The organism is Bradyrhizobium sp. SZCCT0148 (genome assembly GCF_018129985.1).
In the GTDB taxonomy this organism is placed as follows: Bacteria; Pseudomonadota; Alphaproteobacteria; order Rhizobiales; family Xanthobacteraceae; genus Bradyrhizobium; species Bradyrhizobium japonicum_H.
The window spans coordinates 307,657-334,647 of the sequence record NZ_JAFCKT010000006.1 but is presented as its reverse complement, the minus strand read 5'-3'; the positions used below and the strand labels follow the sequence as shown (position 1 = coordinate 334,647).

General features: G+C 63.6%; 1 protein-coding gene (only partly in view). It reads left to right on the top strand.

Annotated elements, in window-relative coordinates; translation table 11 throughout:
- Window positions 1-86 precede the first annotated feature (86 nt).
- Window positions 87-26,991 carry the 5' portion of a tandem-95 repeat protein gene (locus JQ580_RS20535; protein WP_212282032.1) on the top strand. Its footprint extends 14,282 nt past the window's final position, so only the first 26,905 of its 41,187 coding nucleotides appear in the window; its start codon is at window positions 87-89; its stop codon lies beyond the right edge, outside the window.

The window sequence follows — 26,991 nt, the reverse complement described above, 5'->3', positions numbered from 1 at the left end:
ATCAAAATCTGATCTCGCGAGTACGATGCGTACTCGTCGGAGCATCGGCGCCCAAGAAGCCCAGCAAGCAGCGCAAGAACGAGCTGATGGCGAGCGCATCGCGCCGCTTCTTGTTCGAGACGATCGAGCCGCGTGTAATGCTCTCGGCGGATCTCGCGCCGACGGCAGCAGTGCACACGCCTGAGACGCCTGACAGCAGCCTGCTGTCGTTGCCGCCGGTCGCGCCTCTTTATGCACCTGCAGCCGATGTGAGGGTGTTGCCGGATGTACCTGCCGCGCAGGTCTTCAATCCTCAGGCCACTCCGACGGGAAGCGACATCGTTGCAGCAAGCTTCACTCTGCGCGTCGAGGGGACCGGCGATGCCGTCGGAAGCTATCAATTCCGGCTTCCGAGCAGCGAGACCGCGACCAATTCGACGGATTATCCCGGCCAGGTCGCGCCTGCGGCCAGCCACGTCCCTGAAGGCCCCGGCTTCGGCATGGTGGCCAGTCCGACGTCCGGCGAAGTGCCTCCTCCTACATCCGGCTCCAGCCAGCCTGATGCTGTCGCTCAATTCGAGACGGGCCACGCCCCCGAAGGACCGGGCTTCGCGATCGCCGATTCGAAGCCGATCGTGTTCATCGATTCTGCGCTGCCTGACTACGACCAGATCATCGAGGCTGTCTCGAACGGTCCAGATGCGGCCAACACCGATATCGTGGTGCTCGACTCCACGAAGTCCGAGATCGCACAGATCACCGACACGCTTGCCGGACGTACCGGTGTTACGGCGATCCACATCTTTTCCCATGGATTCGAAGCCAGCGTCGGCCTGGGTGCAACACAGCTCGATCTCGCCGGTCTGAACGAGCACGCGGACGAACTCTCGAGTTGGCGTCTGGCGCTGCAGCCTGGTGCGGACCTTCTGCTGTACGGATGCGATATCGGCGCCGGTGACGACGGTTCGGCCTTTATCAGCCGCTTCTCCGAACTCACCGGCGCCAACGTTGCGGCCTCGACCGACGATACAGGGGGAACGCAGCAGGGCGGCAATTGGACCCTGGAGACCAGCACCGGACCCATCGAAGCGACGCTGCCCGCGTCGGACGCGGCACTCGCCTCCTATGATCATCTGCTGGCTACGGTGCAGTGGACAGGCAGCGGTGACGGCACGTCTTGGAGCGATGCGCGCAATTGGAGCGGCGGCGTCGTCCCCGGCACCGCGGATTCCGTGAGCATCGCAGCGGCGGCCGGAGATCCCGCGATCACCATCGGTTCGGCCCCAGGCGTCGTGAAGATTGCGAGCCTCAGCACGGCTCGCCCGATCACCATCTCGAGCGGTGCGACGCTGCAAGCCGGGACAATCGATATGTCCCGCAACGTCACATTGGCGGGCGGTACGATCCAGGGCGGGACGATGACTGCGACCAACGGCGCGGTGATCGCCGTGAGTGCCGACAACGCAGTCGGAAACCTGGTCGGCGTCACCGTGAACGGCGATGTCATGGTCACCGGCACAAATGCCGTGCTGCGTGTCAGCAACGGACTGACCCTCAATGGCACGATGCACGTCGCCGGCGCGAGCACGCAGGTCCGGTCGCTCGGAGACCAGACCTTTGCCGGCAACGGCACGGTTTCGTTCGAGGGAACCACCGGCTCGATCCGCCGTCTCACCATCGAAGGTACGTCGACGCTGACCTTGGGGTCAGCCTTCAAGGTGGTCGGCGGCTACAGCTCGATCGGCGACTACTGGGAAAACGGTGGTACCAAGAATCTTGTCAACAACGGCCTGATATCGTCGTCCACTGCCGGCCAGACGTTGACGCTGCTGTCCTACATCAACTTCTCGAACGCCGGCACGGTCGAGGCAGTTTCCGGCGGTGTCCTGACGATCACGCCCGCCTCGTGGACCAATACCGGGACCGTTCATCTCGACGCTAGCGCGGCGAGCACCGTCAATCTGGGCGGTACGTTCAATGCGACCGGCGGAATCGGCACGTTCAACCGGAGCGGCGGCGTCGTCAATCTCGTCGGGACTCTCAACAACGCCGGCGCCGCGCTTACGCTGAACGCCGCTACGGGGGCCTGGAATTTCCTGGGTGTGATCAGCGGCGGCAGCGTCAGCTTTGCCGACGGTGCTGCGCTGCTGCTGGCTTCCGACAGTGCGACGGGCACATTCACCAGTGGCGTGTCCCTCAACGGAGACATGACCATTTCCGGAAACAGCGCCCGGCTTCGCGTATCGGGCGGTCTGACATTGAACGGGACGATCCACGTCATCGGCTCGTTTGCGATGGTGCGCGCACTCAATACCCAGACCTTCGGCGGCAACGGAACGATCTCGTTCGAGGGCACGTCGGGTTCCGCCCGCCGGCTGACGGTCGAAGGCGCTTCGACCCTTACCCTGGCCAACACGTTCAAGATAATCGGGGGCTATGCCACCCTTGGCGAGCAATGGGAGACCGGAGGCGCCAACGCGCTCGTCAACAACGGTCTGATCTCCGCGAGTATCGCCGGTCAGACCCTCACTGTTGCCCTGACCACCACCTTCACCAATACCGGCACAATGGAGGCTGTTGGGGGCGGTGTCCTGTCGCTCGCCAATGCCTGGACCAATAGCGGGACGCTGCACCTTGACGGTAATTCCGCCAGCACCGTCAACCTGGGCGGTACGTTCAGCACCGCCAGCCTCGGAACCTTTAGCCGCGCCGGCGGCGTGATCAATCTGATGGGGACGCTGAACAACGCCGGCGCGACGCTGACATTGAACGCGACGACCGGATCGTGGAATTTCCTCGGTACGGTCAATGGCGGAACCGTCGTTTTCGCGGACGGCGCGGCCTTGCTGCTCTCGCTCGACAATGTGGCCGGCACCTTCACCGGCGGCGTCACCCTCAACGGAGACATGACCGTTTCCGGAAACAGCGCCCGGCTTCGCGTGTCAGGTGGTCTGACATTGAACGGGACGGTCCACGTCACCGGCTCGTTTGCGATGGTGCGCGCACTCAATACCCAGACCTTCGGCGGCAACGGTACGATCTCGTTCGAAGGCACGTCGGGGTCCACACGCCGGCTGACGGTCGAGGGCGCCTCGACCCTCACTCTGGCCAACACGTTCAAGGTGGTCGGCGGCTACGCCACGTTCGGCGAGCAATGGGAGACCAGCGGCGCCAACGCGCTCGTCAACAACGGTCTCATCTCCGCAAACATTGCCGGTCAAACCCTCACTGTCGCCCTGAACACCGCCTTCACCAATGCCGGCACGATGGAAGCTGTCGGAGGCGGTGTCCTGTCGCTCGCCAATACCTGGACCAATAGCGGTACACTGCATCTCGACAGCAATTCCGCCAGCACCGTCAACCTGGGCGGTACGTTCAGCACCGCCAGCCTCGGAACCTTTAGCCGCGCCGGCGGCGTGATCAATCTGACGGGAACGCTCAACAATACCGGGTCGACGCTAACGCTCAATGCGACGACGGGCTCGTGGAATTTCTTCGGCGCGGTCAACGGCGGCACCGTCGCTTTCGCGGATGGCGCCGCTCTGCTGCTGTCGCTCGACAATATCGGCGGCACCTTCACTGGCGGCGTCATCCTCAATAGCGACATGACGGTCTCCGGAAGCAGTGCCCGACTCCGCGTGTCCGGCGGCCTGACGCTGAACAGCACCATCCACGTCACTGGGTCGTTCGCGATGGTTCGGGCGCTCGACACCCAGACCTTCGGCGGCAACGGCACCATTTCGTTCGAAGGCACCACCGGCTCGACCCGTCGCCTGACCATCGAGGGCACGACGACGTTGACCCTTGCCAGCACGTTCAAGGTAGTCGGCGGCTATGCCACTGTCGGCGAGCAGTGGGAGAGCGGCGGCACCAACAACCTCGTCAACAGAGGCCTGATCGATGCCAACGCGGCCTCGCAGAGCCTGACCGTCGGGCCTAACGGCATTTTCACCAATGCAGGCATATTCCGGTCCACGAACGGCGGCACTGCCGTTGCCAACAACATCGCGATCACAAGCGCGGGCATCGCATCTGCGACCGATTCGACCCTGACCCTGGGCGGCAACTGGAGCAACAGCGGCGCCATCAACGTCGCCAATTCGACCCTCAACCTCGGTGGCGCTTTTACGACGGCCGGCCTCGGAACCGTCAATCGGACCGGCGGCGTGGTCAACCTCACCGGCACGCTGAACAATACCGGCGCGACCCTGACGCTGAACGCGACAACGGGCTCGTGGAATTTCTTTGGTACCGTGAACGGGGGCACGGTCGCTTTCGCTGATGGCGCCGCGCTCCTGCTGTCGCTGGACAATATCGGCGGCACCTTCGCCGGTGGCGTCACCCTGAACGGCGACATCACCGTCTCGGGAAACAGCGCGCGGCTTCGCGTGTCCGGCGGCCTCACCCTGAACGGGACGATCCACGTCAACGGGTCGTTTGCGATGGTCCGGGCAATGGACACCCAGACCTTCGGCGGCAACGGCACCATCTCGTTCGAAGGCACCACCGGTTCGACCCGGCGCCTCACCATCGAGGGCACGACGACGCTGACCCTGGCCAGCACCTTCAAGGTGGTCGGCGGCTATGCCACGATCGGCGAGCAGTGGGAGAGCGGCGGCACCAATAACCTCGTCAACAGAGGTCTGATCAATGCCAATGTCGCCTCGCAGGGCCTGACCGTCGGCGTCAACAACGTCTTCACCAATGCCGGCATGTTCCAAGCAACCAATGGCGGCACCGCCACCGGCAACAACATCGTCATCGCGGCGAACGGCACGGCCTCCGCGACGGACTCGACCCTGACCTTCGGCGGCACCTGGAGCAACAGCGGGGCCGTCAACCTCGTCAATTCGACGCTGAACCTCGGCGGCACGTTCGCAACAGCGGCGATCGGAATCATCAACCGTACCGGCGGGACGGTCAACCTGACCGGCACGCTGAATAACACTGGCGCGACCCTGGCGCTGACCGCCACGACCGGCTCCTGGAATTTCCTGGGGACGATCAATGCCGGCACGGTCGCTTTCTCCGATGGCGCCGCTTTGTTGCTGTCGCTCGACAATGTCGGGGGCACCTTCACCGGTGGCGTCACACTCAATGGTGACATTACGGTTTCGGGCAACAGCTCGCGCCTTCGTGTCTCCGGCGGTCTGACGCTGAACGGTACGATTCATCTCATCGGGTCGTTTACGATGGTTCGGGCGCTCGACACCCAGACCTTCGGCGGCAACGGCACGATCTCGTTCGAAGGCACCACCGGCTCTACGCGCCGCCTGACCATCGAAGGAAACACCACGCTGACGCTGGCGAACACCTTCAAGGTCGTTGGCGGCTATGCCACGATCGGCGAGCAGTGGGAGAGCGGCGGCACCAGCAGGCTCACCAATAGCGGAACCATCACGTCCAACGTAGCGGGGCAGGGGATCAGCATCCTCCCTGCCGTGGTCACCAATTTCGCCAATGGCACGCTGACGGGCGGCACGTGGCAGGTGTTGAACGGCGCAACCTTGCGGCTGATGCTGCCGCAGTCCATCGCCATCAATGCTGCGACGATCCTCATCGACGGCGCCAGTTCGAATTTCTACCGCGATAACGGCTCATCCGGCGCGCTGGCCGGCCTGACCACGAATGCGGCCGGCGCCAGCCTGAAGATCGCCAGGGGCTACAGCTTCACCACGATCGGGGATTTCGCCAACGCCGGCTCGCTGACGATCGGCAGCGGAAGCGTGTTCGGCCTGAGCGGCCAGTTCACCCAATCGGGCGGCAGCGTCGATCTGCAGGGGGGTGTGCTCGGGGATACGCGGCCGTTGGGCTACGCGCTGCATTTCGACGGCAACGATTTCGTCGAGATGGGCGACAGTCCGACCTTGCACTCATCCGGCGACCTGACCGTCAGCGGCTGGTTCAAGGCGGACGGCTTCCCGCGAACCTGGCAGAACATCTTCTTCAAAGGCGATGGTCCGGACACGACCGGCGACCATTCCAATCGTGAATTCGCGCTCTGGCTTAATTCCTCTGGCTATCTCGATTTCGCATCGACGCCGCAAAGCCGCGTCGGAGTCGGGCAACTCGAAGTCACGACGGTGGCCGGCCTCATCAAGGCCGGGCAATGGTACCATTTCGACGCCGTGATCAGCACGTCCGGCAATTTCATGCGGCTCTACGTCAATGGTGTGCTCGCCGGCGAGAGGACCTACGATCCCAGCGGGATACGCGACACCACCGGCCCCTTCCGGATCGGGCAGGCGCCCGGATGGGACAATTCGTTTCAAGGCAGCATCGACGATGTCAGCGTCTGGAACGTCGCGCGCCCGGCCGAGGCACTTCGGACCGACATGTATCGCCGCCTCACCGGCAGCGAAAGTGGCCTCAATGCGCTCTGGAATTTCGAGAGCGTGGGACCGACCGTCAGCGATGTCACGGGACACGGCAACACCGGATATCTCGGAAGCGTCATCACGAGCCAGCCGGCCTGGACGTCCGATCAGGCGCTGTCCTTCGACGGCGTCAGCGACAACGTGCAGATCGCAGATGCGTCTGCGCTGCGTCCGACCAATGCCTTGACCATGGAGGTCTGGGCGACGTTGGGATCTAATTTCGGCTCCGGCTCCCGCGTGCTCATGGGCAAGGCGGTCGGTTCCGGAGTCAATGATTCCTACGCCATCTGGTATTCGGGCGGTCAGCTTCATGCCGGTGCCGGCAACGCATCCAGCGGATCGCAGGTCGATTATAACTGGAGCCCGGCGGCCAACAGCTGGCACCACATCGCCTTCAGCTATGATGCCACCGGATTGAAGCTCTACGTGGATGGCACGCAGGTCGCTTCCAACGCCTCGGTCGCAGCGCTCGACTATGACAGCCATCCGCTGGTCATCGGCGGCGATTATGATTTCAATCAGCTGACCGGCCTGTGGGCAGGCAAGGTCCGCGATGCCCGGCTCTGGAACGTCGCGCGCAGTGTCGCCGAGATCCAGGCCGACATGAATACCACGCTCGTGGGCAACGAGACCGGCCTGGCGGGCAATTGGCGACTGGACGACGGAACGGGTATCGTGGCCCGCGACGCGACGTCCAACCACAACGACGCGCTGTTGGGAGGATCGGCAGGCTTCCAGCCGATTCAGGTCTCGACCCACGCGGCGCCGCCGATGACGACGTCGCCGATCTTCAACGGCGTGGATAACAACATCCAGATCGCCGACAATGCGACGCTGCATCCGACCAGCGCATTGACGATTGAAGCCTGGATCAATGCGGGCGACAATTTTACGTCCAACGTCCGCCACGTTCTGGGCAAGACAGTCGGAAGCGGCGTCCAGGATTCCTACGTCGTCTGGTACGAGAGCGGAGCTTTGCGGGCCGCTGTCGGGAACGCGTCAACTGGCGTTTCGATCGCCTACAATTGGACGCCGGCGCAGAACACCTGGTATCGCGTCGCCTTCACCTACGATCAGGCCGGCCTCAAGCTCTATCTTGACGGATCGCTGGTGGTCTCCAGCACGGCGACCGCCACGATCGGCTATGACAACCACGCCCTGACCATCGGCGACGACTTCAATTTCGAGCGTCTCGGCAATCCCTGGTCGGGCCGGCTCGCGGAAGTGAGTCTCTGGAATGTCGCGCTGACGCAGGCGCAGATCCTGGCGACGGCGCAGCCGCTGAGCGGCGCCGAGGCAGGATTGATCGGCTATTGGAAACTCAACGAAGGCAGCGGGACCGTGGCGCGGGATTCGTCCAGCGCCGGCAACAATGGCACGATCGCCGGTGCTGCGCCGGCCTGGGTCACCGCGCGCAAGCCTTCGGTGAGCATTCAGGGCGGCACGTTCACCGGAAGCGGCGTCGTCGCCGCGGATCTCATCAATGCCGCTCAAATCAACGTTGCCGGAACTGCTGCGGCTGGATCCCTGGTCGTCACGGGCAACTATTCGCAGACCGCCACGGGCGCCCTCAACATCGAAGTCGGCGGCATTTCGGCGGGATCGCAATTCGATCAGCTCGTCGTCGACGGCACCGCGACGCTCGCCGGCACCTTGAATGTCAGCCTCATCAACAGCTTCCAGCCGACTTCGGGCCAAAGCTTCGAAATCGAGACGTTCGGTTCACATCTCAACACGTTCGGAACGATCAACGGCCTGCCGGCGGGACTGACCGCCAATTACAGTGCGACCGATCTTACCCTGATCAGCCAGGTCATCGGCATCACGGTGGTTCCGACATCCGGACTGGAGACCACGGAAGCCGGAGGTACGACCAGCTTCTCGGTCGTTCTCGACGGCCGGCCGAGCGCCGACGTCTTCATCGACCTCGATACCGACAACGCAGCGGAGGGCACGCCTTCGATCAGGACGCTGCACTTCACGCCGCAGAATTGGAACACGCCGCAAATCGTGACGGTGACCGGCGTCAACGACAACGTTCAGGACGGAGACATCGTCTACCACATCGTCCTCAAGAAGGCCGTGTCGACCGACGCCAGTTACAACGGCTTCGATCCCAGCGACGTAACGGTCGTCAATCGCGACAACGATCACGCCGGCTTCACGGTGACCCCCACCACCGGCATCGAGACGACCGAGACTGGCGGACAGGCGTCTTATGCGGTCGTGCTGAACAGCCAGCCGACCGCCAATGTCATCGTCAGCCTGTCGTCGAGCGCGCCGTCGGAAGGCTCGGTCACGCCGCTCACGCTGACCTTCACGGCGCAAAACTGGAACGTGGCGCAGACCGTCACCATTAAGGGCGTGGACGATCAACTCATCGACGGCGATGTCACCTACAAGATCCAGGGTACCGCGAGCAGCACGGATTCGAATTACAACCAGCTCAAGCTGCCTGACGTCACCGTCGTCAATCGCGACAACGATACGCGCGATCTCCAGATCGGCAATCTGACCCTGACGCCGGCGACGAGCCTGCAATCCGGCGGAACGGTTCTCGCGCAATGGACCGTCACCAATGTCGGCAATCTCGCGACGTCAGGCGCTTTCAACGATCTGATCGTGGTGAAGAACATCACGACGGGGCAGACGCTTTACAGCACGACGGTGCCTTACGACCCGAGCGCCGCCGGCAACGGTGCAATCGCGGGTGGCGCCTCGCGCCAGCGCCAGTTCAGCTTCAAGCTGCCGGATGGCGCGGCGGGCGTCGGCCAGATCCAGATCACCGCCACCGTGAATTACCAGCGCTCCGTCGTCGAATCCGATTCCGCCGGCACCAACAATACGGCAAGCGTGACGCTGGCCTCGACGATCGCGCCCTATCCGGATCTGCAAGTGAACGGGTTGACGCTGAGCGGCGTGTCGCTGCAGCCACCCGCCGGCGTCTCGAACCTGTTCAATCACAATCTGATCGTGAACGGGAATGCGGAAACCGGAACTGCGGGCAGTCCATTCACTGGATGGACAATTACTGGCTCGCCGGATCTGCTGCCCTATGGTGCAAATGCGCCTGCCGTCACCGATCCTGGGCCCGCCGACCGAGGCTCGAATCTGTTCGCCGGTGGGCAGAACAATGCGCTGTCGAAGCTGTCCCAGACCGTCGACCTGTCCTCGGCCGGCACGACCATCGATGCCGGAGCCGCTCACTTCGCCTTGGGCGGATATCTCGGCGGCTGGAGCAGCCAGGCAGACGCCGCGTCCCTGACGGCGCAATTCGTGGGTGCCGACGGCACGGTGCTGGGCAGCGCGACGATCGGGCCCGTCACGGCGGCCGAACGCGCCAACGCGACCGGCCTGCTGGCGCGCACGACCACGGATCTCGTTCCGGTCGGCTCCCGCAAGGTGATCATCACCCTGACGATGACGCGGGACGGCGGCAGCTACAACGATGGCTATGCCGACGATCTGGCATTCTCGCTTTACACCGGCAACGCCGGCGCCAGCGTTCAGTCGGGCGATTTGGTCATCGTCAAATGGAACGACGTCAACGTCGGCAACGGTGCTACGTCCGGCACCTGGCAAGACCGCGTGGTTGTCCGCAACACCTCGAACGGCCAGATCCTGATCAGCCAGATCGTTCCCTACGATCCGAGCGCCCCGGGCAACGGCAACATCGAAGCAGGCGGACAGCGCGCGCGCCAGATGGCGTTCCTGTTGCCGGACGGCGCGGCCGGTGTCGGCAACATCGAGGTGACCGTTACCGCCGACGGCGGCAGCAACAGCGTCTTCGAGTACAATAGCGGCGGTACGGCTGAGACCAACAACAGCGCCGTTGCCACGGTCGCGTCGTCGATCGCCACCTATCCGGATCTCACCGTGGGCAATCTCGGCATCGACCCCACCAGCGGCGTCACGTCGGGCAGCTCGGTAACGATCAAGTGGAATGACCTCAACACCAGCACGCGCGCAACACCCGTCGGGTGGACGGACAAGGTCGTCATCGAAAACGCGACGACCGGAGAAATTTTGGCAACCCTGCTGGTGCCGTACGACCCTGCCGTAGCGGGCAATGGCAATATCGAGGCAGGCGGGTCGCGGGCCCGGCAGGTCGGCTACCAATTGCCGGACGGATTGCGGGGCGTCGGCCAGATCAAGGTCACGGTGACGGCCGACAGCGGCAACGTGGTCGTCGAGAATAGTACGGACGGCTCTGCCGAGAGCAACAATTCGGGCACGCTGACCTTTGCCGCGGCCAGCGCGCCTTATGCCGACCTCCAGGTCGCCAATATCAGCGTGGATCCGGCCGGCTTGACGTCGGGTGCGACGTTCACGGTTCGGTGGGACGACAGCAATACCGGCACGAAGGCGACCGGGTCCGGCTGGACCGACGTGATCGTCATCAGGAATCTGACGACCGGCGAGACGTTGGCCACCGTCAACATTCCTTACGATCCGGCCCAGGCCGGTAATGGCGCCATCGCCGGCGGGTCGTCGCGCACGCGGCAGTATACCGGCAAGCTGCCGGATGGCGTCCGCGGCGTCGGGCAAATCCAGTTTACGGTCACTGCCGACAGCAACAACGCCGTGCCCGAGTTCAACGCAACCGGCACAGCGGAAACGAACAACACGGCCAGCAAGACCGTGACGTCGACGGTCGCCCCCTATGCCGACCTCACGGCGGCCAATCTTTCGATCGAAGCTCCGGCCGGCTTGCAGTCCGGCGCAAGTGTCGTGCTGCACTGGGACGATCGCAACATCGGCAGTGCTGCCACCAGCGGTTCCTGGTACGACTATGTCACGATCAAGAACCTGTCCACCGGCGAAACGCTGGACACCATCCCGGTCGTCTATACGGAATCGGCCAGTGGGAACGGCGCGATCGCGGCAGGCGGCGTCCGCGCACGCCAGCTCAGCTACGCGCTTCCCACCGGTGCTCGCGGGACCGGCCAGATCCAGTTCACGGTCACGACCGACAATTTCAACCAGGTGTTCGAATTCAACAATTCGGGCAGCGGCGGCAGCAACACGGCCGAGAGCAACAACACCGCGAGCGTGACCGTCACGTCGCTGGCCGCTCCCGCACCGGATCTCGGAATCGCCAATCTTGCCTTGACGCCGCCCATTGGTCTGCGGTCGGGCGACGGTGCGACTCTGAACTGGTTCGTACAGAACACCGGCAACGCCGCCGTCACCGGCTCGTTCTATTCCCACGTGACGGTCCGCAACGTCACGACGAACCAGGTGGTCGTGTTGGGCGATGTCCTCTATGACCCGGCGGCGGCGGGCAACGGGTCGATCGCGGCGGGCGGCTCGCGGGCTCAGCAGTTCGCCTTTGCCTTGCCTCAGGGCTCTCCTGGCGCCGGGCAGCTCGAAATCACGGTCACGACCGACTTCTACAGCCAGGTGGGCGAGTCCAACACGTCCGGTACGAACGGCGCCAGTACCGCCGAAAGCAACAACTCCGCGAAGATCACCGCCATTGCGGCGCTCGCGCCCTACGCCGATCTCGTAACGTCCGCTGTCACCGCGCCCAGCCTGACCATCGGCGATCCCGCCACGGTCACGATCGGCTGGACCGTTACCAATGCAGGCCAAGCCGCAACCACGGTCGGCAACTGGAGTGACAATATCATCGTTTCTTCCGACACCGACCCCTCACATGGGACGGTGATCGGCCGGCTCGACCATATCGGCGCGCTGGCTGCAGGCGCGACCTATCAGTCGAGCCTGACCATCACGCTGCCGCCGCGATACCAAACCCATTCGCATCTGTTCGTGCGCACCGATGCGAACGATGCCGTTTTTGAGAACGGCGTCGAGGCCAATAACGCGGCGGAAGCATCGAATATGTTCGATGTGGTCACCGCGCCTTTTGCCGACCTTGCCGTCTCCAATCTTGTCGTCGCCCCGACGGCGGACAGCAGCCGTCCGTTGACGGTGTCCTGGACGGTCTTCAACCAGTCGCCGCACGCGATCGGCACCACCGACCGCACCGCATGGTCCGACAGCGTCGCGCTGGCGACGGATTCTCTGGGCAAGAACATCGTCGCAAATATCGGCAGCTTCGATCACGTTGGCGCGCTCGAGGTCGGCGGCAGCTACACCCGAACCGGCACCGCGATGATCCCGGACGGCCTGCACGGCACGTTCTACGTCGTGGTGAAGACCGGTGGCCCCTCGGAATTCATCTACACCGATAACAATGCGGTCGTGTCGGGTCCTGTCACCATCAACCTGACGCCGGCGCCTGACCTCGTGCCGGGCACCGTGGTCGCAACGACGCCGGGCTCGACGGCCCAGGTTAGCCAAGCCACGGCCGGCGACAAGATCGACATCACCTGGACCGTGCAGAATGCCGGCAGAGGCCGCGCCGACGGGACCTGGTACGACAGCATCTATCTCCAAGAGGTCGGAGGCCAGCACCGCACCCTGGGCCTCGGCGCATTCGACTTCACCGGCCCGCTCGGCGCGGGGCTCTCCTACACGCGTTCCGAGGTCGTCCAGCTGCCGGGCAACGTGGCCGGCGTCTTTCAGCTGATGATCAAAACCAATGCCGGCCTGTTCCCGATCTACGAGCCGGCGGCGGGCAACAATACGCTGGCGGATCCCAACCCGCTCACGCTGGTCGTCGCGCCCAATCCGGACCTTCAGGTTTTCTCGATCGACAATCTGCCGTCGACGGCGAACGCAGGCGGCACCGTCGCGATCGACTTCACGGTCATCAATCAGGGCATCGTCGAAGCCAAGGGACATTGGAAGGACAACGTCTACATCTCGCTGGTCGATCATCTCGACGGCAGCGCCATCCTGATCGGCTCGTTCGACAATCTCTCCGCGCTGGCGCCGGGCGAGAAGTACAAGATCTCGACCGGCAACATGCTGGTGCCGAAGCGGCTCGGCGGTCCTGCCTACATCATCGTGGATACCAACGCGAATGACGGCGTTGGCGAATTCCCGGCCGGCAACAACAACACCTTCGTCAAGCCGATCTCGATCAACGCGGAGCCGCCGGCGGACCTCGTCACCAGCAACGTGAAGGCGCCGAACCAGTCGTTCGACGGCCAGACGATCACGGTGTCGTATCACGTCGACAATCTTGGACTCGAAGCCACCGATCAGGATCACTGGACGGACGAGATCTGGCTGACGCGCGACAAGACAAGGCCGAACACGACCAAAGGCGACGTACTGCTTGCGACCATCGCGCACAACGGCGTGATCGGAAACGACCCCACGGTGATCACATTGCCGACCGGTTACGACGTGACCGCGACGGTGACGCTGCCCAAGCATATTTCCGGCGAATTCTACATCACGGCCTGGTCGGACGCGTTCGACGTGGTGCACAAGAGCACCCAGGACATCAACGTCAATCCGGACGATCCGAACCGCTCCAACAACGACAATTACAAGGCGCGCCCGATCACGGTGCTGCTGACGCCGCCGCCTGACCTCGTCGTGACGGCGGTCGCGCCGCAGGCGACGGGTGTGGGCGGTGAAGACTACACGGTGAGCTGGACGGTCCAGAACCAGGGCACCAATGCGACCGAAAGCGGCGTTTTGTTCGATCAGGTCTATCTGTCTGACGTGCCCGACTTCGTGCCGCCGAACACCGGCAAGGACGTTGGAAATCAGTGGTTCCTCGGCGCCGTCGAGCATGACGGCACGGTCAATTCGAACGGAAGCTATACCAACCAGGCGACCTTCAAGCTCGCACCCGAGATTTCGGGCAAATACGTCATCGTTGTCGCCAACACCGGCGGTTACACCGCGAGCGGCAATTACGTCGGACCGACCTGGGAAGGCCAATACGGCGGCAACAACATCAACGTGGGCAACACCAGGGTCGCGCCGCGGCCGGTTGCGGACCTCCGCGTCACTTCGGTCACAGCACCGCCCACCAATTACTCCGGTGAATCCACGACGGTCACCTGGACAGTGCAAAATTTCGGCGCGGACGCTTGGTCCGGCACCCGCTACTGGACCGACGACGTCTACTTCTCTCGCTATGCGACGTTCGATCCCGGCCAGGTCGTCTTCATCGGACACTATCAGCACAGCAATGCGCAGCCATTGGCAAACGGCGCGAGCTACACGCAGACGGCGACATTCCTCCTGCCCAAGGGCATCGGCGGCACGGCGGCGGATCCGCAGCCTTACTACGTTTATGTGATCGCGAACGCCGATGGTAACACGACGGCGCGCACGCGCGACAACACCGGCGCGCGCGACACGTTTGCGACGCGCGGCTACGAGGACATCAGCAACAATCGCACCCCCGGCGTCGTACCTGTCATTTACCGCGAACCGGATCTTCAGGTCACCAACCTCGTCGTGCCCAGCACGACACCTCACTCGAGCGAGATCATCCCGATCACCTTCACGGTGACCAATCTGGGCAACCGCGACACCAGGGAAGGACGCTGGACCGACCGCGTCTTCCTGTCGCTCGATCCATCGCTCGATGCTCATGACATCGAGATTGGCTCGTTCTCGCGCGGCACAATTCTGGCAACCGGTGCGAGCTACACCACGACGGTCAACGCACAGCTGCCGGACGGCATCGGCGGCAATTATTATGTTTTGGTCTACACCGACAGCACCGCGTCCGGCGTGCTGGACGTGCCGGGCCTCATGTACAACGACGGGATGGGCAGCGTCCCCGAATTCCAGGGTGAAGGCAACAACATCACCGCAGCCTTCATGCCGGTGTCGATGGTGCCGCCGCCCGATCTGCAGGTCACGTCGCTTCTTATGCAGGGTCCCGATCCGCTTCAGATCGACCATGTTCTGACGGGACAGTCGTTCACCGTGACCTACCAGGTGACGAACACCGGTGCCGGACCGACGCCGGATCGCCAGGGCAAATGGGACGATTACGTCTACCTCTCGCGTGACCAGTTCCTCAGCGATGCCGATATCTATCTCGGCGCCGCGACCCACGCCGGCGGACTGGCCGCGGGCGCGAGCTATCAGAACACCTTGACATACAAGGCGCCGAAAAACCTCACCGGCCCCTGGTACGTCTTCGTCCTGACCGATCCGCCGACGGCGAATTCGCCGGTCACTGGCGTCGTGTTCGAGGCCGACAAGGAAAGCAACAACGCGAAACCGACTGCGACGCCGCTGCTGATCGATCAGCCGCCGCCGTCCGACCTGGTGGTCGATGCCGTCACGATCCCAAACGGCGCGATGTCCGGCGATCCCGTTCACCTCACCTGGACCGTGAAGAATGTCGGCGTCAATGCCGCAAGCGGCGCGTGGCGCGACGTCGCTTATCTCTCGAGCGACAACACCTGGGACATCAACGACAAACCGATAGGCTTCTTCGATTTCACCGGCTCCGTGCTGCCTGGCGCATCATACACCGGGACGCTGGATGCGCGATTGCCGCCGGCGACGCCTGGAACCTACCGCATCATCGTGCGGACCGACATCTTCGACGATATCGTCGAGGCGCCGACGCAGAACAATACGACGCCCTCGGCAAGCACCTTGCAGGTGACGGTGCCCGAGCTGCATCTCGGCGTCGCGCTCGACACCACGCTCAGCACCGGCCAGGACAGGCTGTTCCAGGTTACGGTGGCCCAGGGACAGAGCTTGCAGGTCGACCTCACCTCCGCAAACTCGACCGCTGCCAACACGCTGTTCCTGCGTTACGGCGCGCTGCCGACCGGGGCGACCTACGACGCAGCCTATCAGGGCGCGGTCCAAGCCAACCAGATCGCCGTCATTCCGTCGACCACGGCCGGCACCTATTACGTGCTCGTGCACGGCCAGTCGGAGCCGGGCCCGAATTCGCGCGTGACTTTGCTCGCCCATGTGCTGCCGTTCGGCATCACCGACGTCGTGCAGGACCAGGGTGGCGACAGTCGCTATGTCACCACGGTGATTACCGGCGCCCAGTTCGATACGCAGGCGGTGGTCAAGCTGGTGCGGCCGGGCTTCGCCGAGTACGAGCCGGTCAGCTACAAGGTCATGGATCCCACGCGGATCATCGCGGTGTTCGATCTGCGCAATGCGCCGCACGGTCTCTACGACGTCGAGGTGATCAATCCGAACGGTCTGGTCGCCATCGCGCCCTACCGCTATCTCGTCGAGGAGGCGCTACCGGCCGACGTGAGCATCGCGCTCGGCGGACCGCGCGTCATCTGGGCCGGCCAGAGCGGCCTCTACGGCTTCACACTGACCAGCCAGACCAATGTCGATATTCCCTATGTCCAATTCCAGTACGGCGTCCCCGGTACGCCGCTGAATGAGGGGGTACCGTATCTCGGTGTCACCACCAACGTCACGGGAACGCCGAATGTTGCCGATGTGCCGTGGGCGAGCATCGTGCCCATGTCGGACACGAACGGCCAGTCGCTGACCACCGGCTACGCGTACGACCTTGCCACGCGTGCCAACACGACTTTCAGCTTCCTGGTGCAGACTTATCCAAACGGCCTGCCGCCGGGCAATCAGAGCGAGCAGCCCGGTGTCACCGCGTTCGCGTTCAACATCATGGGCTCCGCGACGGCGCTGACGCCCGGTGAATATGTGGCGCAGCAACGGCAGTTGGCCGAAACTCTGCGCACGAACATCCTGAAGGACCCGACGGCATCGTCGGCCCTGCAAAACCTCGCCGCGGATGCGACCTCCTGGACCGACCTCTATCTCACCGCTCTGACCCAGGCCGGCCTGCTGCGGCCGGTCGACCAGCCGCCCGAGATCCACGACAACCCCGTTCTCGTCAGCCTGCAGGCGACCTTGGCGGCTGGTATCCTCGCCGGCCCGGCCGGCAAGCAGATCGTTACCAACGGCAACCTGTTGCAGTTCTTCAGCCAGGTCCAGCAATGGTACGGCAACGATCCGACCAAGACGACGCCGTATCAGACCATCAAGACCGACACGGTCAGCCCGCACGAGCCGACCACCTATTTTAGCTTCGATCCGCCGCCGGCCAGCGATTTCGACCTGCACGCGGCTTCGCCAACTCACTACGAAGCGAACTACATCTACGTACCCTGGGCCAACAGCTGGGATTTCCCGGAGACCCAGCATACCAACGACCAGACGCATCCCGAGAACCAGAATTTCCTCAACGTCCAGCCGCCGAATTTTGCGTCGTTCTTCAACGGCAGCGGCCGGACCGGTCAGGCGTTCCTGAACGGACCGCTGGGCTATGGGACCGACCAGTTCGTTCCCGCTGGGGTTGCCGAGCCTTATACGATCCAGTTCCAGAATGCACCGCACGCTTCCTCCACGGTCGGCGAAATTCGGATCGTGACGCAGCTTGACCAGGACTACGAGCCGCGCTCGTTCCGGCTGGGCGACCTGCAGATCGGTGACATCAAGGTCCACGTTCCCGGAAGCGTGGGCTCGTTCCAGAACGATTTCGACTTCACCAAGAGCAAGGGCTACATCCTGCGCGTCAGCGCAGGCATCGAGCTGTCGTCCAACACGTTGACCTGGTTGTTGCAGGCGATCGATCCGCTCACCGGTGAGGTGATCCAGGATCCGACCAAGGGATTGCTGCCGCCCGACGATGCGCAGGGCGATGGCCGCGGCTTCGTCAGCTATACGGCGACCCCCAAGACGGGGCTCGCTACGGGGACACAGCTGATAGCGCAGGCGCGCGTCATCTTCAACACGGCTGCGCCGATGGACACGCAGCAGCTGACCTTCACGCTCGACAGCCAGGCGCCCGTTACCACGCTGACGTCGGCGCCGCTGGCACAGGGCGGCTCGGACTACCAGGTGCAATGGAGCGCCAAGGACGATGCGACCGGCAGCGGCGTCAAGAACGTCACGGTCTACGTCTCCGTCGACGGCGGCAATTACACCACATGGTTGAAGCAGACCACGCAGACCTCAGGCGTCTACAATGGTCAGGCTGGCCACACCTACAAGTTCCTCGCGCTGGCGACCGACAATGCCGGTAATCGCGAGCAGGCCCCGCTCGGCGCCTCCGTTCCGAACAGCGACAGCTCCGCCAATCTCGGTGCGACGCCGACGGTATCCGGGACGAGCACAGATCTCGGCACGCCGCCGGCGCCGTCCACGCAGCCCTCGGCCAACGCCCTATTCGTGCAGGCTCAGCAGGGCATCCCGTCTGCCGTCCTGCAAACACGTCCTTCCGAATTCTCCACCGTGCTCGCGCCCTTCACGGCGCAGGCTTTCGCAACCGGGGTCGGAACGAGCGGCGCAGGCATCGGGCCCATGGCCATCCTGGTCATGCCCGACGGCACGGTGCTAGTCAGCGGCGGCGCCTCGCGCAACCAGATCTTCAGGCTGAACGCTGAAGGCGGTCAGGTCGGCGCGCCGCTGGTGACGTTGTCCCAGCCGATCTACGACATGGTGCTCGACACCGGGCGCAACGTGATCTGGGCTGCCACAGGTGGCGGGCCGCTCTACGAACTCGATGCCACGACCGGCGTCGTGATCGACCAGTTCGGCGACTCGCTGACGCAAAGCCTCGCCATCCAGCCGGGCACCGGTCTGGTCTACGTCTCGTCGGGCAATGGCATCGAGGTGTTTGACCCGACGGCCAAGACCTTCAGCCATTTCAGCGACATCAGAGTCGGCAGCCTTGCCTTCGCGCCCGACGGTACGCTGTGGGCGGTCACCTGGCCGCACAACCAGGGGCAGGTGATCCAGTTCACCGGCAACAAGCCGAAACTGATGCTGTCGTTCAACGACGATGTCGGCTCGATCGCGTTCGGCGCGACCGGCTCCAAGTTCGATGGCCTGCTGTTTGTGTCCCATACCGAAGCATCGGCGTCCGGCGGCTCCGTGCTGTCGATGGTCGATCTCGCGACAATGAAGGTTGTGGACGTCGCCAAGGGCGGGACGCGCGGAGATATCGTCAGGACCAGCGTCGACGGGCGGGTGTTCCTGAGCCAGTCGCACCAGGTGGATGTTCTGGGCCCGGTGCGTGCGCCGCACGTGACAAGTTCGAATCCGCCGCCCGACGCGTTCGTCTCGCTGCCGTTCGCGAGTGTCTCGGTGACGTTCGACGAGGACATGCTGGCCAGTGCGGCAAGCGACCCGCGCTCGGTGCTCAACCCCGACAATTACCAGCTCCGCGGCGACGGCGCCGGACTGATCCCGATTCAGGCAATCGCTTACGATCAGACGACGCGGACAGCCGTGCTCAGCTTCGCGCCGTTGTATGCGGATCATTACCAGCTCAAGGTTCTGACCAGCGTGCAAAGCGCTGCGGGCCTGGCGCTCGCCGAGGGCTATGCAACGGGCTTTACGGCCGTCAGTGATGTGACCTCGGTGCTCGACGTGGCCTTCTCGCTGGCCCGAAGCGACCGCGACACAGGTACGATTTCGTTCGACGTCACCGTTACGAACAAGAGCTCGCACAATCTCGTGCTGCCCCTCGTGCTCCGGCTCACGCCGACGCAGCATTTCGATGGCGAACCGCTCGGGAGCGCAGGGCGCGCGGCGGACGGATCCTGGCTGATCGATCTCAGCTCCAACCTGCCGGCCAATGGGATTCTGCTCGCCGGCCATTCGACGAGCGGCAGGACCGTCACGATCGCCGATCCCAACCGCAGGCCCGTCACTTTCGACCCAAGCGTCAGCGGCGGCCTCATCGGCAACGCCCCGCCGGTCTTCATAACCTATCCCGTGATGTCGGCGACGGCGGGACAGGCCTATACCTACAAGCCCACCGCCTACGATCCCAGCGGTGACCCCATCTCGTTCGTGCTGGTGAAGGGACCGGCCGGCATGACGATCGACGCGGCGACCGGGCTGGTATCATGGATGCCGACGACCAATAGCCTCGGCCAGACCACGGTGGCGCTCCAGGTCTATGACGCCGGCGGCGCCTACGATACCCAGACATTCACGCTGAGCGTGAGCGGCGTGAACCGCGCCCCCGTCCTCACCACGATTCCTGCCGAGGTCGACGGCAAGGAAGGCGACTTGCTCAAGATCGTGGTGCAGGCAACCGACCCCGACAATGACAAGCTGATCTATTGGGCCAACAATCTGCCACCGGGAGCGACGTTCGACGCACAGCAGCATGCGCTGATCTGGACGACGGATTTCCATTCGGCGGGTACTTATACAAACGTGACGTTTGTCGTCAGCGACGGCATTCGCGAGGTCGGCCAGGTCACCACCATCGTGATCGCGCCGACGCCGCAACCGCCGAAATTGATCAAACCCGCCAATTTCATTGCCAACGAAGGCGAGCAGGTCCGTATCGCACTCCAGGCAACCGATATCGACGGATTGCCGTTGACCTATTCGAGCAACCTGCTGCCGCCCGGCGGCTTCCTGGACTCAAAGACCGGCGTCTTCACCTGGACGCCCGATTACACCCAGCACGGCGTCTACTTCATCCCGTTCACGGTCAGCAACGGGAATGCGAGCACCACCCAGACCGCAACGGTCGCGGTGCAGAACGTCAACGCGGCGCCGGTGTTCCAGAATCTCGACACCTTCCAGGGTCCGGAAGGGCAGAAGATCCAGTTCCGTGTTCAGGCGTCGGATCCCGATAATCCGAGCTTCACGCCGCCGGATCGTGCGGCAGACGGGACACTCGCCTACGGCGACCTCAGCATTCCGACCGTCAGCTATTCGCTCGCCGGCATGCCGCAAGGCGCGACCTTCGATCCCGATACGCTGATCTTCAGCTGGACCCCCGGCTTCGGCGATGCCGGGCAGCATGTCGTGACGGTGACGGCGACCGACAATGGCGACGGAACCGGGCAGGCCAAGGTCACGACGCAGCAGGTCAAGCTCAACATCCTCAACGTCAACCGCGTTCCGCAGGTCGCTCTTGTGGCGAACCAGAGCGTCGATCACGATGGGACGCTGAATGTCCCGGTTTCGGCGGTCGATGCCGACGGTGATCCGCTCAAGCTGACGATGCTCGGCCTGCCTGCGTTTGGAAAGTTCGTCGACAACGGCGACGGTACGGGCACGTTCACCTTCACACCCACCGCCGATGATCGCGGCAATTACACGATCTTCCTCACGGCCACCGACGATGGCGACGGGAACGGCGCCAACGCTGCGCTGTCCAACACCCAGTCCTTCGTCGTCACCGTGAATGCGCCAGATCGCCCGCCGCATATCGTGCCCATCGGAGACAAGGTCGCCGTTGTCGGCCAGCCGTTCCAACTCGTCATCAAAGCGACCGATGCAGACCAGGATCCCTTGACCTTCGGCGCGACCGGCCTGCCGCCGGGCGCCGTACTTTCGTCGAATGGTGTCTACGGACAGAAGGTCCTGACCTGGACCCCGACCAGCGCGGACGTCGGCAAATACAACATCCTCGTCTCGGTCAAAGACAGCGGCAACGGCGATCCCGCCAATGTGCTCGGCGACCATCAGCTGTTCACACTTACGGTGCGTGCCAGCAACCAGGCGCCGGTGTGGGTGTCTGCCGGCGATCAGACGATTGCGAGCGGCCAGACACTGAGCGTGCCACTGCGGGCTGTCGATCCCGACGGCGATGCCGTCACTTACTCGGCCTCCAACCTTCCGGTCGGCGCGAAGATCGACACCGTTTCGGGCGTGCTGACCTGGACCCCCGGCCTGGTCCAGGTCGGCCAGTACAACGGTATCGTGTTGTCCGCCACCGACGGCAGCTTGACGACGACGCGGACCATCGCCATGACCGTCACGGCCTCCAACGAGGCGCCGCACTTCATCCCGCTGCAGCAGCAATCCGGCCGCGAAGGCACCAAGCTGCAGTTCGCCATCTCGGCGGCAGATCCCAACGACGACCCGTTGACCTACAGTGTGCTCTCGGGCCTGCCGACAGGCGCCAGGTTCGACGCGGCGACTGCGCAGTTGATCTGGACGCCCGGTTTCGAACAGGCGGGAGACTACGCCGTCAAGTTCGGGGTCATGGACCCCAGCGGGCTCAGCGACATGCTGACGGCCAATATCCACATCGACAATGTTGATCGTGCTCCTTCTTTGGAGGTCGACGACCATGGCGTGGTCGTCGGGCAACGCTTCAGCCTGCAGCTCATCGCCAGTGATCCCGATCTCAACGCGCAGCTTGCATTCTCTGCGCTCGGCCTGCCCGAAGGAGCAACGCTGAATGCGCAGACCGGGGTTCTGACCTGGACGCCGGGACCGACGCAGACCGGCGACTACGCGATCAAGTACACGGTGACAGACGGCGAATTGAGCACATCGCGGGTCGCGACGCTGCATGCCACGCTGAATGCGGCGCTGCCACAGGTGATCGTGGAGATCACGCCCAGCTTCCCCGGCGTGCCCGGCTCGCCCGTCCTGCTGCACGTCGCCGCGACGGGCGCAGCTCCGATCAGTGGCCTAGCCTTGTCCGTGAACGGCCAAGCCCTGATGCTCGACAGTCACGGTCGTGCGAGCTACACGCCGCAGACGCCCGGCGTGTTCGCCGTTGAGGCCGCTGCGACCGACGTCGATGGTCGGACTGGCCACGCCCAGACCATGTTGAAGGTACGAGATCCGAACGACCACGCGCCGCCTGTGGTGTCGTTCGACAATATCGCCAATCATGCGCTGCTCGCGGCGGCGGTCGATCTCCAGGCCACGATCAGCGACACCAAACTGGACAATTGGGTGCTGGAGCGGGCCCTTGTCGGGTCGAGCGACTTCACGACCATCGCCAGCGGCAACACGACGGTCGCTGGCACCATCGCCCGGTTCGATCCGGCCCTGCTGCGCAATGGCGCCTACCAGCTTCGATTGACGGCGACCGATGTAAGCGGTCGCAGCAGCGTGGCGCAGATCATTGTCGAAGCCGATACGCCATCCAAGCCGTCGGCTTATGTCCAGAATTTCACGGATCTGTCGGTGGTTCTGGGCGGCACGACTGTCGATCTGGTGCGCTCCTATGCCTCTACGGACCAGGCTATCCAGGGATCACTGGGCTATGGCTGGCGCCTCGCCAATCTCGACCCGCAAATCCAGACCAGCATCCCCCCGACGGGACGCGAGAGCCTCGGCATCTACAATCCCTTCGTCGACGGCACACGCGTCTATCTGACCTTGCCGGACGGACAACGCGCCGGCTTCACTTTTACGCCGGAGAAACACGTCCAGCTCGGCGTCACCTATTACACGGCGAAATTCACGGCCGATTCCGGCGTGACATATCAGCTAGAATCCTCGTCAGTTCCGCTCAGCAAGGGGCCCAACGGCTATTACGAGCTGCAGACCGCGCGGCCCTACAATCCCACCAACGGGGCATTCGGTGCGGCCGACTACACGTTGAAAGCCCAGGACGGGACCGTCTACCACCTCAGCACCGTCCATGGCGTGCTCGACGAAATCCTGCCTGGCGGCAACGTTCTGCATTTCAGCGACAGCGGCATTACCAGCTCGAACGGCGATGCCGTCCAGTTCACCAGAGACGCCGCGGGCCGGATTTCCGCGATCATCGGCCCTGACGGCACACGCGTCGTTTACAGCTACGATACGGACGGAAACCTCGTTTCCGCGCATGACACCAATACGGGCTTGAGCAGCCGCTACGGCTATGACCTGGAACATCAGCATCTACTGGTCGTGACGACATCGCCGACGGGATCCGCCGGTAGCGTCATCAATTACGGTACAGCGGCGCAGGTTGTGCCGCTTGCCGCCGATCTTCACGGTCCCAGCGGCTTCGGCACGAGCGTCTATCAGGGGTCGCTGGCGGCGGGTACAACCGACTACCTCAGCTTCAATCTCCGACCTTCCGAGCTGCGCTCGACGCCGACGGACCAGGTCTTGATCGGCGTTGAGATTACGGCGGCGAATGGCAGCGGCTTCCAGCCCGGCGTCGCTGCGATCCATGGCCTCACGCCGCTGGTTTCGCGCAGTGGCGATAGGACATCGCTGGCCGTCTTCGCGATCGGCCGTGATGGGCTCGATCTGCTCAGGGTCAGGGGCTCGAGCGCCGCGACCTCGGGAGACTACAATGTCCGGCTTTTTGTTGTCGGAGACGCCAACGAGGATGGGTCGGTCGACGGTGTCGACAGCGCTCTGCTCAATCAGGCATTCGGCAGATCGGCGGGGCAGGGTGGCTATCTCATCGGTGCCGACGCCAATCGCGACGGCGTTGTCGATGCCGCGGATGCGCAGCTTCTCGGCAACAATTACGGATTCCTCGCCGCGCCGCCGCCCTCGGTGCAGGACAAACAGGTCCTCACCCATGTCGATCTCCCGCTCACGATCGATCTGAATGCGATATCGAACGACCCGGAAGGCGATCCGCTCTATTTCAAGTTGGTCACGTCGCACAGCGGAACGGCAACACTGAACCCGGATGGTCACACCGTGACCTTCATCCCGGGGCTGGGCTTCCTGGGCCATGCCGATTTCGAATTCCAGGCGGACGACGGGTTCAACAGATCGTCGGTCGGAACCGTGGCGGTGGACGTGAGCTCCGCGGCCCTGGTCAAGATCGATTTTCAGAACCGTGCGCCACGTCTTGGCCAGGGTGGCAGCCAGACCATGGTGCTGTTCGGCGACTTCGAGGACCAGCAGGGCGTGCTGCTGCCGGCATCCTATGTGTCGCTGCAGACGCTGGACCCGTCGGTGGCGTCGGTCTCTGCAGCCTCGGGCCAAGTGACCGCGCTCCACAATGGCACGACCGTTTTGCTGGCGACGAGCCATGGCGTCACCGGCGCCACGGCCGTCACCGTCGGGGTGCCCGCCACCGTGCTCGGACAACGTCTCTATAATGAAGGCATCGACCTTTATCCGCTTGCAGTGACGCTCAACGCCAATGGCGGTACGCGCCAATTCGACGTTCATCCAGGCAGTGACCAACTGCTAGCCACGGATTTGTCTGCGGGTTCGACCGGCACACGCTATTTTGTCAGCAAGCCCGGCGTTGTCTCGATCAGCGCCGACGGTTTGATGACGGCCATTGCGCCGGGGACGGTGACGGTCACCATCATCAACGGCGCAGCCGAAGTCGTGGTGCCCGTCAAGGTCCAGGTGCCGCAGGCAGGCAACGTAACGGTCGGGGCCGACGGTGCCGTCGTGCAGGGCAGCGACGGCTCGACCGTTGCGGTGCCACCCGGCGTGCTCGCCACCGGCACAACAATCAGTATCTCGCCCGCAAGTCAGGCGAGCCTGCCGCAGGCGGTGCCTGACGGCTTCCACTACGCCGCTGCGTTCAATCTCGATCTCGGCCCCAAGCCGCTGAATGTCCCGGTTCAACTCGCCATCAAGGTCGATCCCTCCGTGGCGGCAGGAACCAAGGTCTATTTCTTCCAGGCCGGCGACTATCTCAATGACGATGGCACAACACGCCCGATCTGGTGGCAGGTTGAGAACGGCGTCGTCGGCGCCGACGGCTATGCTCACACGAATTCCCCACCGTACAACGGCGTCAATGGTAAGTCGCTGTACATGGTCGGCTACGGCGATTCCAACCTTGGCACAGTGCAGCTCCAGCAAGCGCTTGCCAGCCGAACGGCGTTCACCGTCGCGGTCAATGGTGGCGGCAATGGCGGTTACATGGGCGCGTTCTCATCGGGGACCGGCGATGTACTTGCCACGCTGGCCGTCCCGTCGTCGCCACAGCCGCAGCCGTTTGCGATCCAGCTTCTCACGCCCGATACGCTTCCGGTCACAACCAGCGCCAACTTTCAGGTCGATCCCGGCAAGGTCAGCACCTTCCAGACACGATTCCTGCCGCCGCCGACACTTGATCCGGACGCCCCGAAGATCACCGGTGCCAAAGTCGCGTTCGTGACCAATCCCGGCGATTCGACTGGCGCGTCGACACATGCCGAGATCGTGTTGGCAGGCCAGTTCGTTTCGCAGAACCAGGCCTCGCCGGATTTCCTCGTCACGTTCACGATGCCAGACGGACGCCCGACGTCAGTCGTCGTCCCGGCCAGCAACGAGCTCCACATCGCGGTTCCCAATACGATTGCGCTCGGTCTGGCTCAGATCACAGTGACACGCACGGACAAGGCGCCCGTCTTCAGGAACGGTCACGTCGAGCAGGACAAACGCGATCTCGTCAGCAACGTGGCGAAGATCAACCCGAATGGCACGTATGTGTTCGTAGCCGCTCCGGAAGCGAAATACTCGACCGTCACGGTGAAGGTGGGGGGCTACGACGTCCAGAAGACCGCGCTGGAAGGCGATTTGGTGGTCCTCAATGGCGATCCGACGCATCCCTCGACGATCGGCGATATCGTCGCTCGGATTTCACTGGAAACGCCGGCCGATATTCCATATCCCCGCGACGTCGCAGTCACGCCTGACAATACGCGCGCCTATGTCACGCTGCTCGGATCGGGCCGCGTCGCCGTGGTCGACACAGTCTCACTTCAGGAGATCGACGTCACCGGCGACCGCAATCCCCTGAAAATCACCCAGCACGTCATCGCGGCGCCGAACGGCGTCGCGGTGGACCCTCAGCTGGACAACGCCGTCCTGACCAATCCCACCGAGATTCGCGGAACGGTCAACATCAACAATCTCGCGACCTGGAAGCTTCAGCTCATCTCGCTCGACAACGGCGACATCCTCGACGTGCCGCCGTCGGCCGACACCGCAAAGCAGGTTTCAAGCGGGGTGCTGGCCACGCTCAACCCGACCGCGTTCAAGTCGGGTTTCTACAAGGTGATGCTGACGGCCGAGGACAAGAACGGGAATACCTTTGTCGACGCCTCGCTCTACGTGG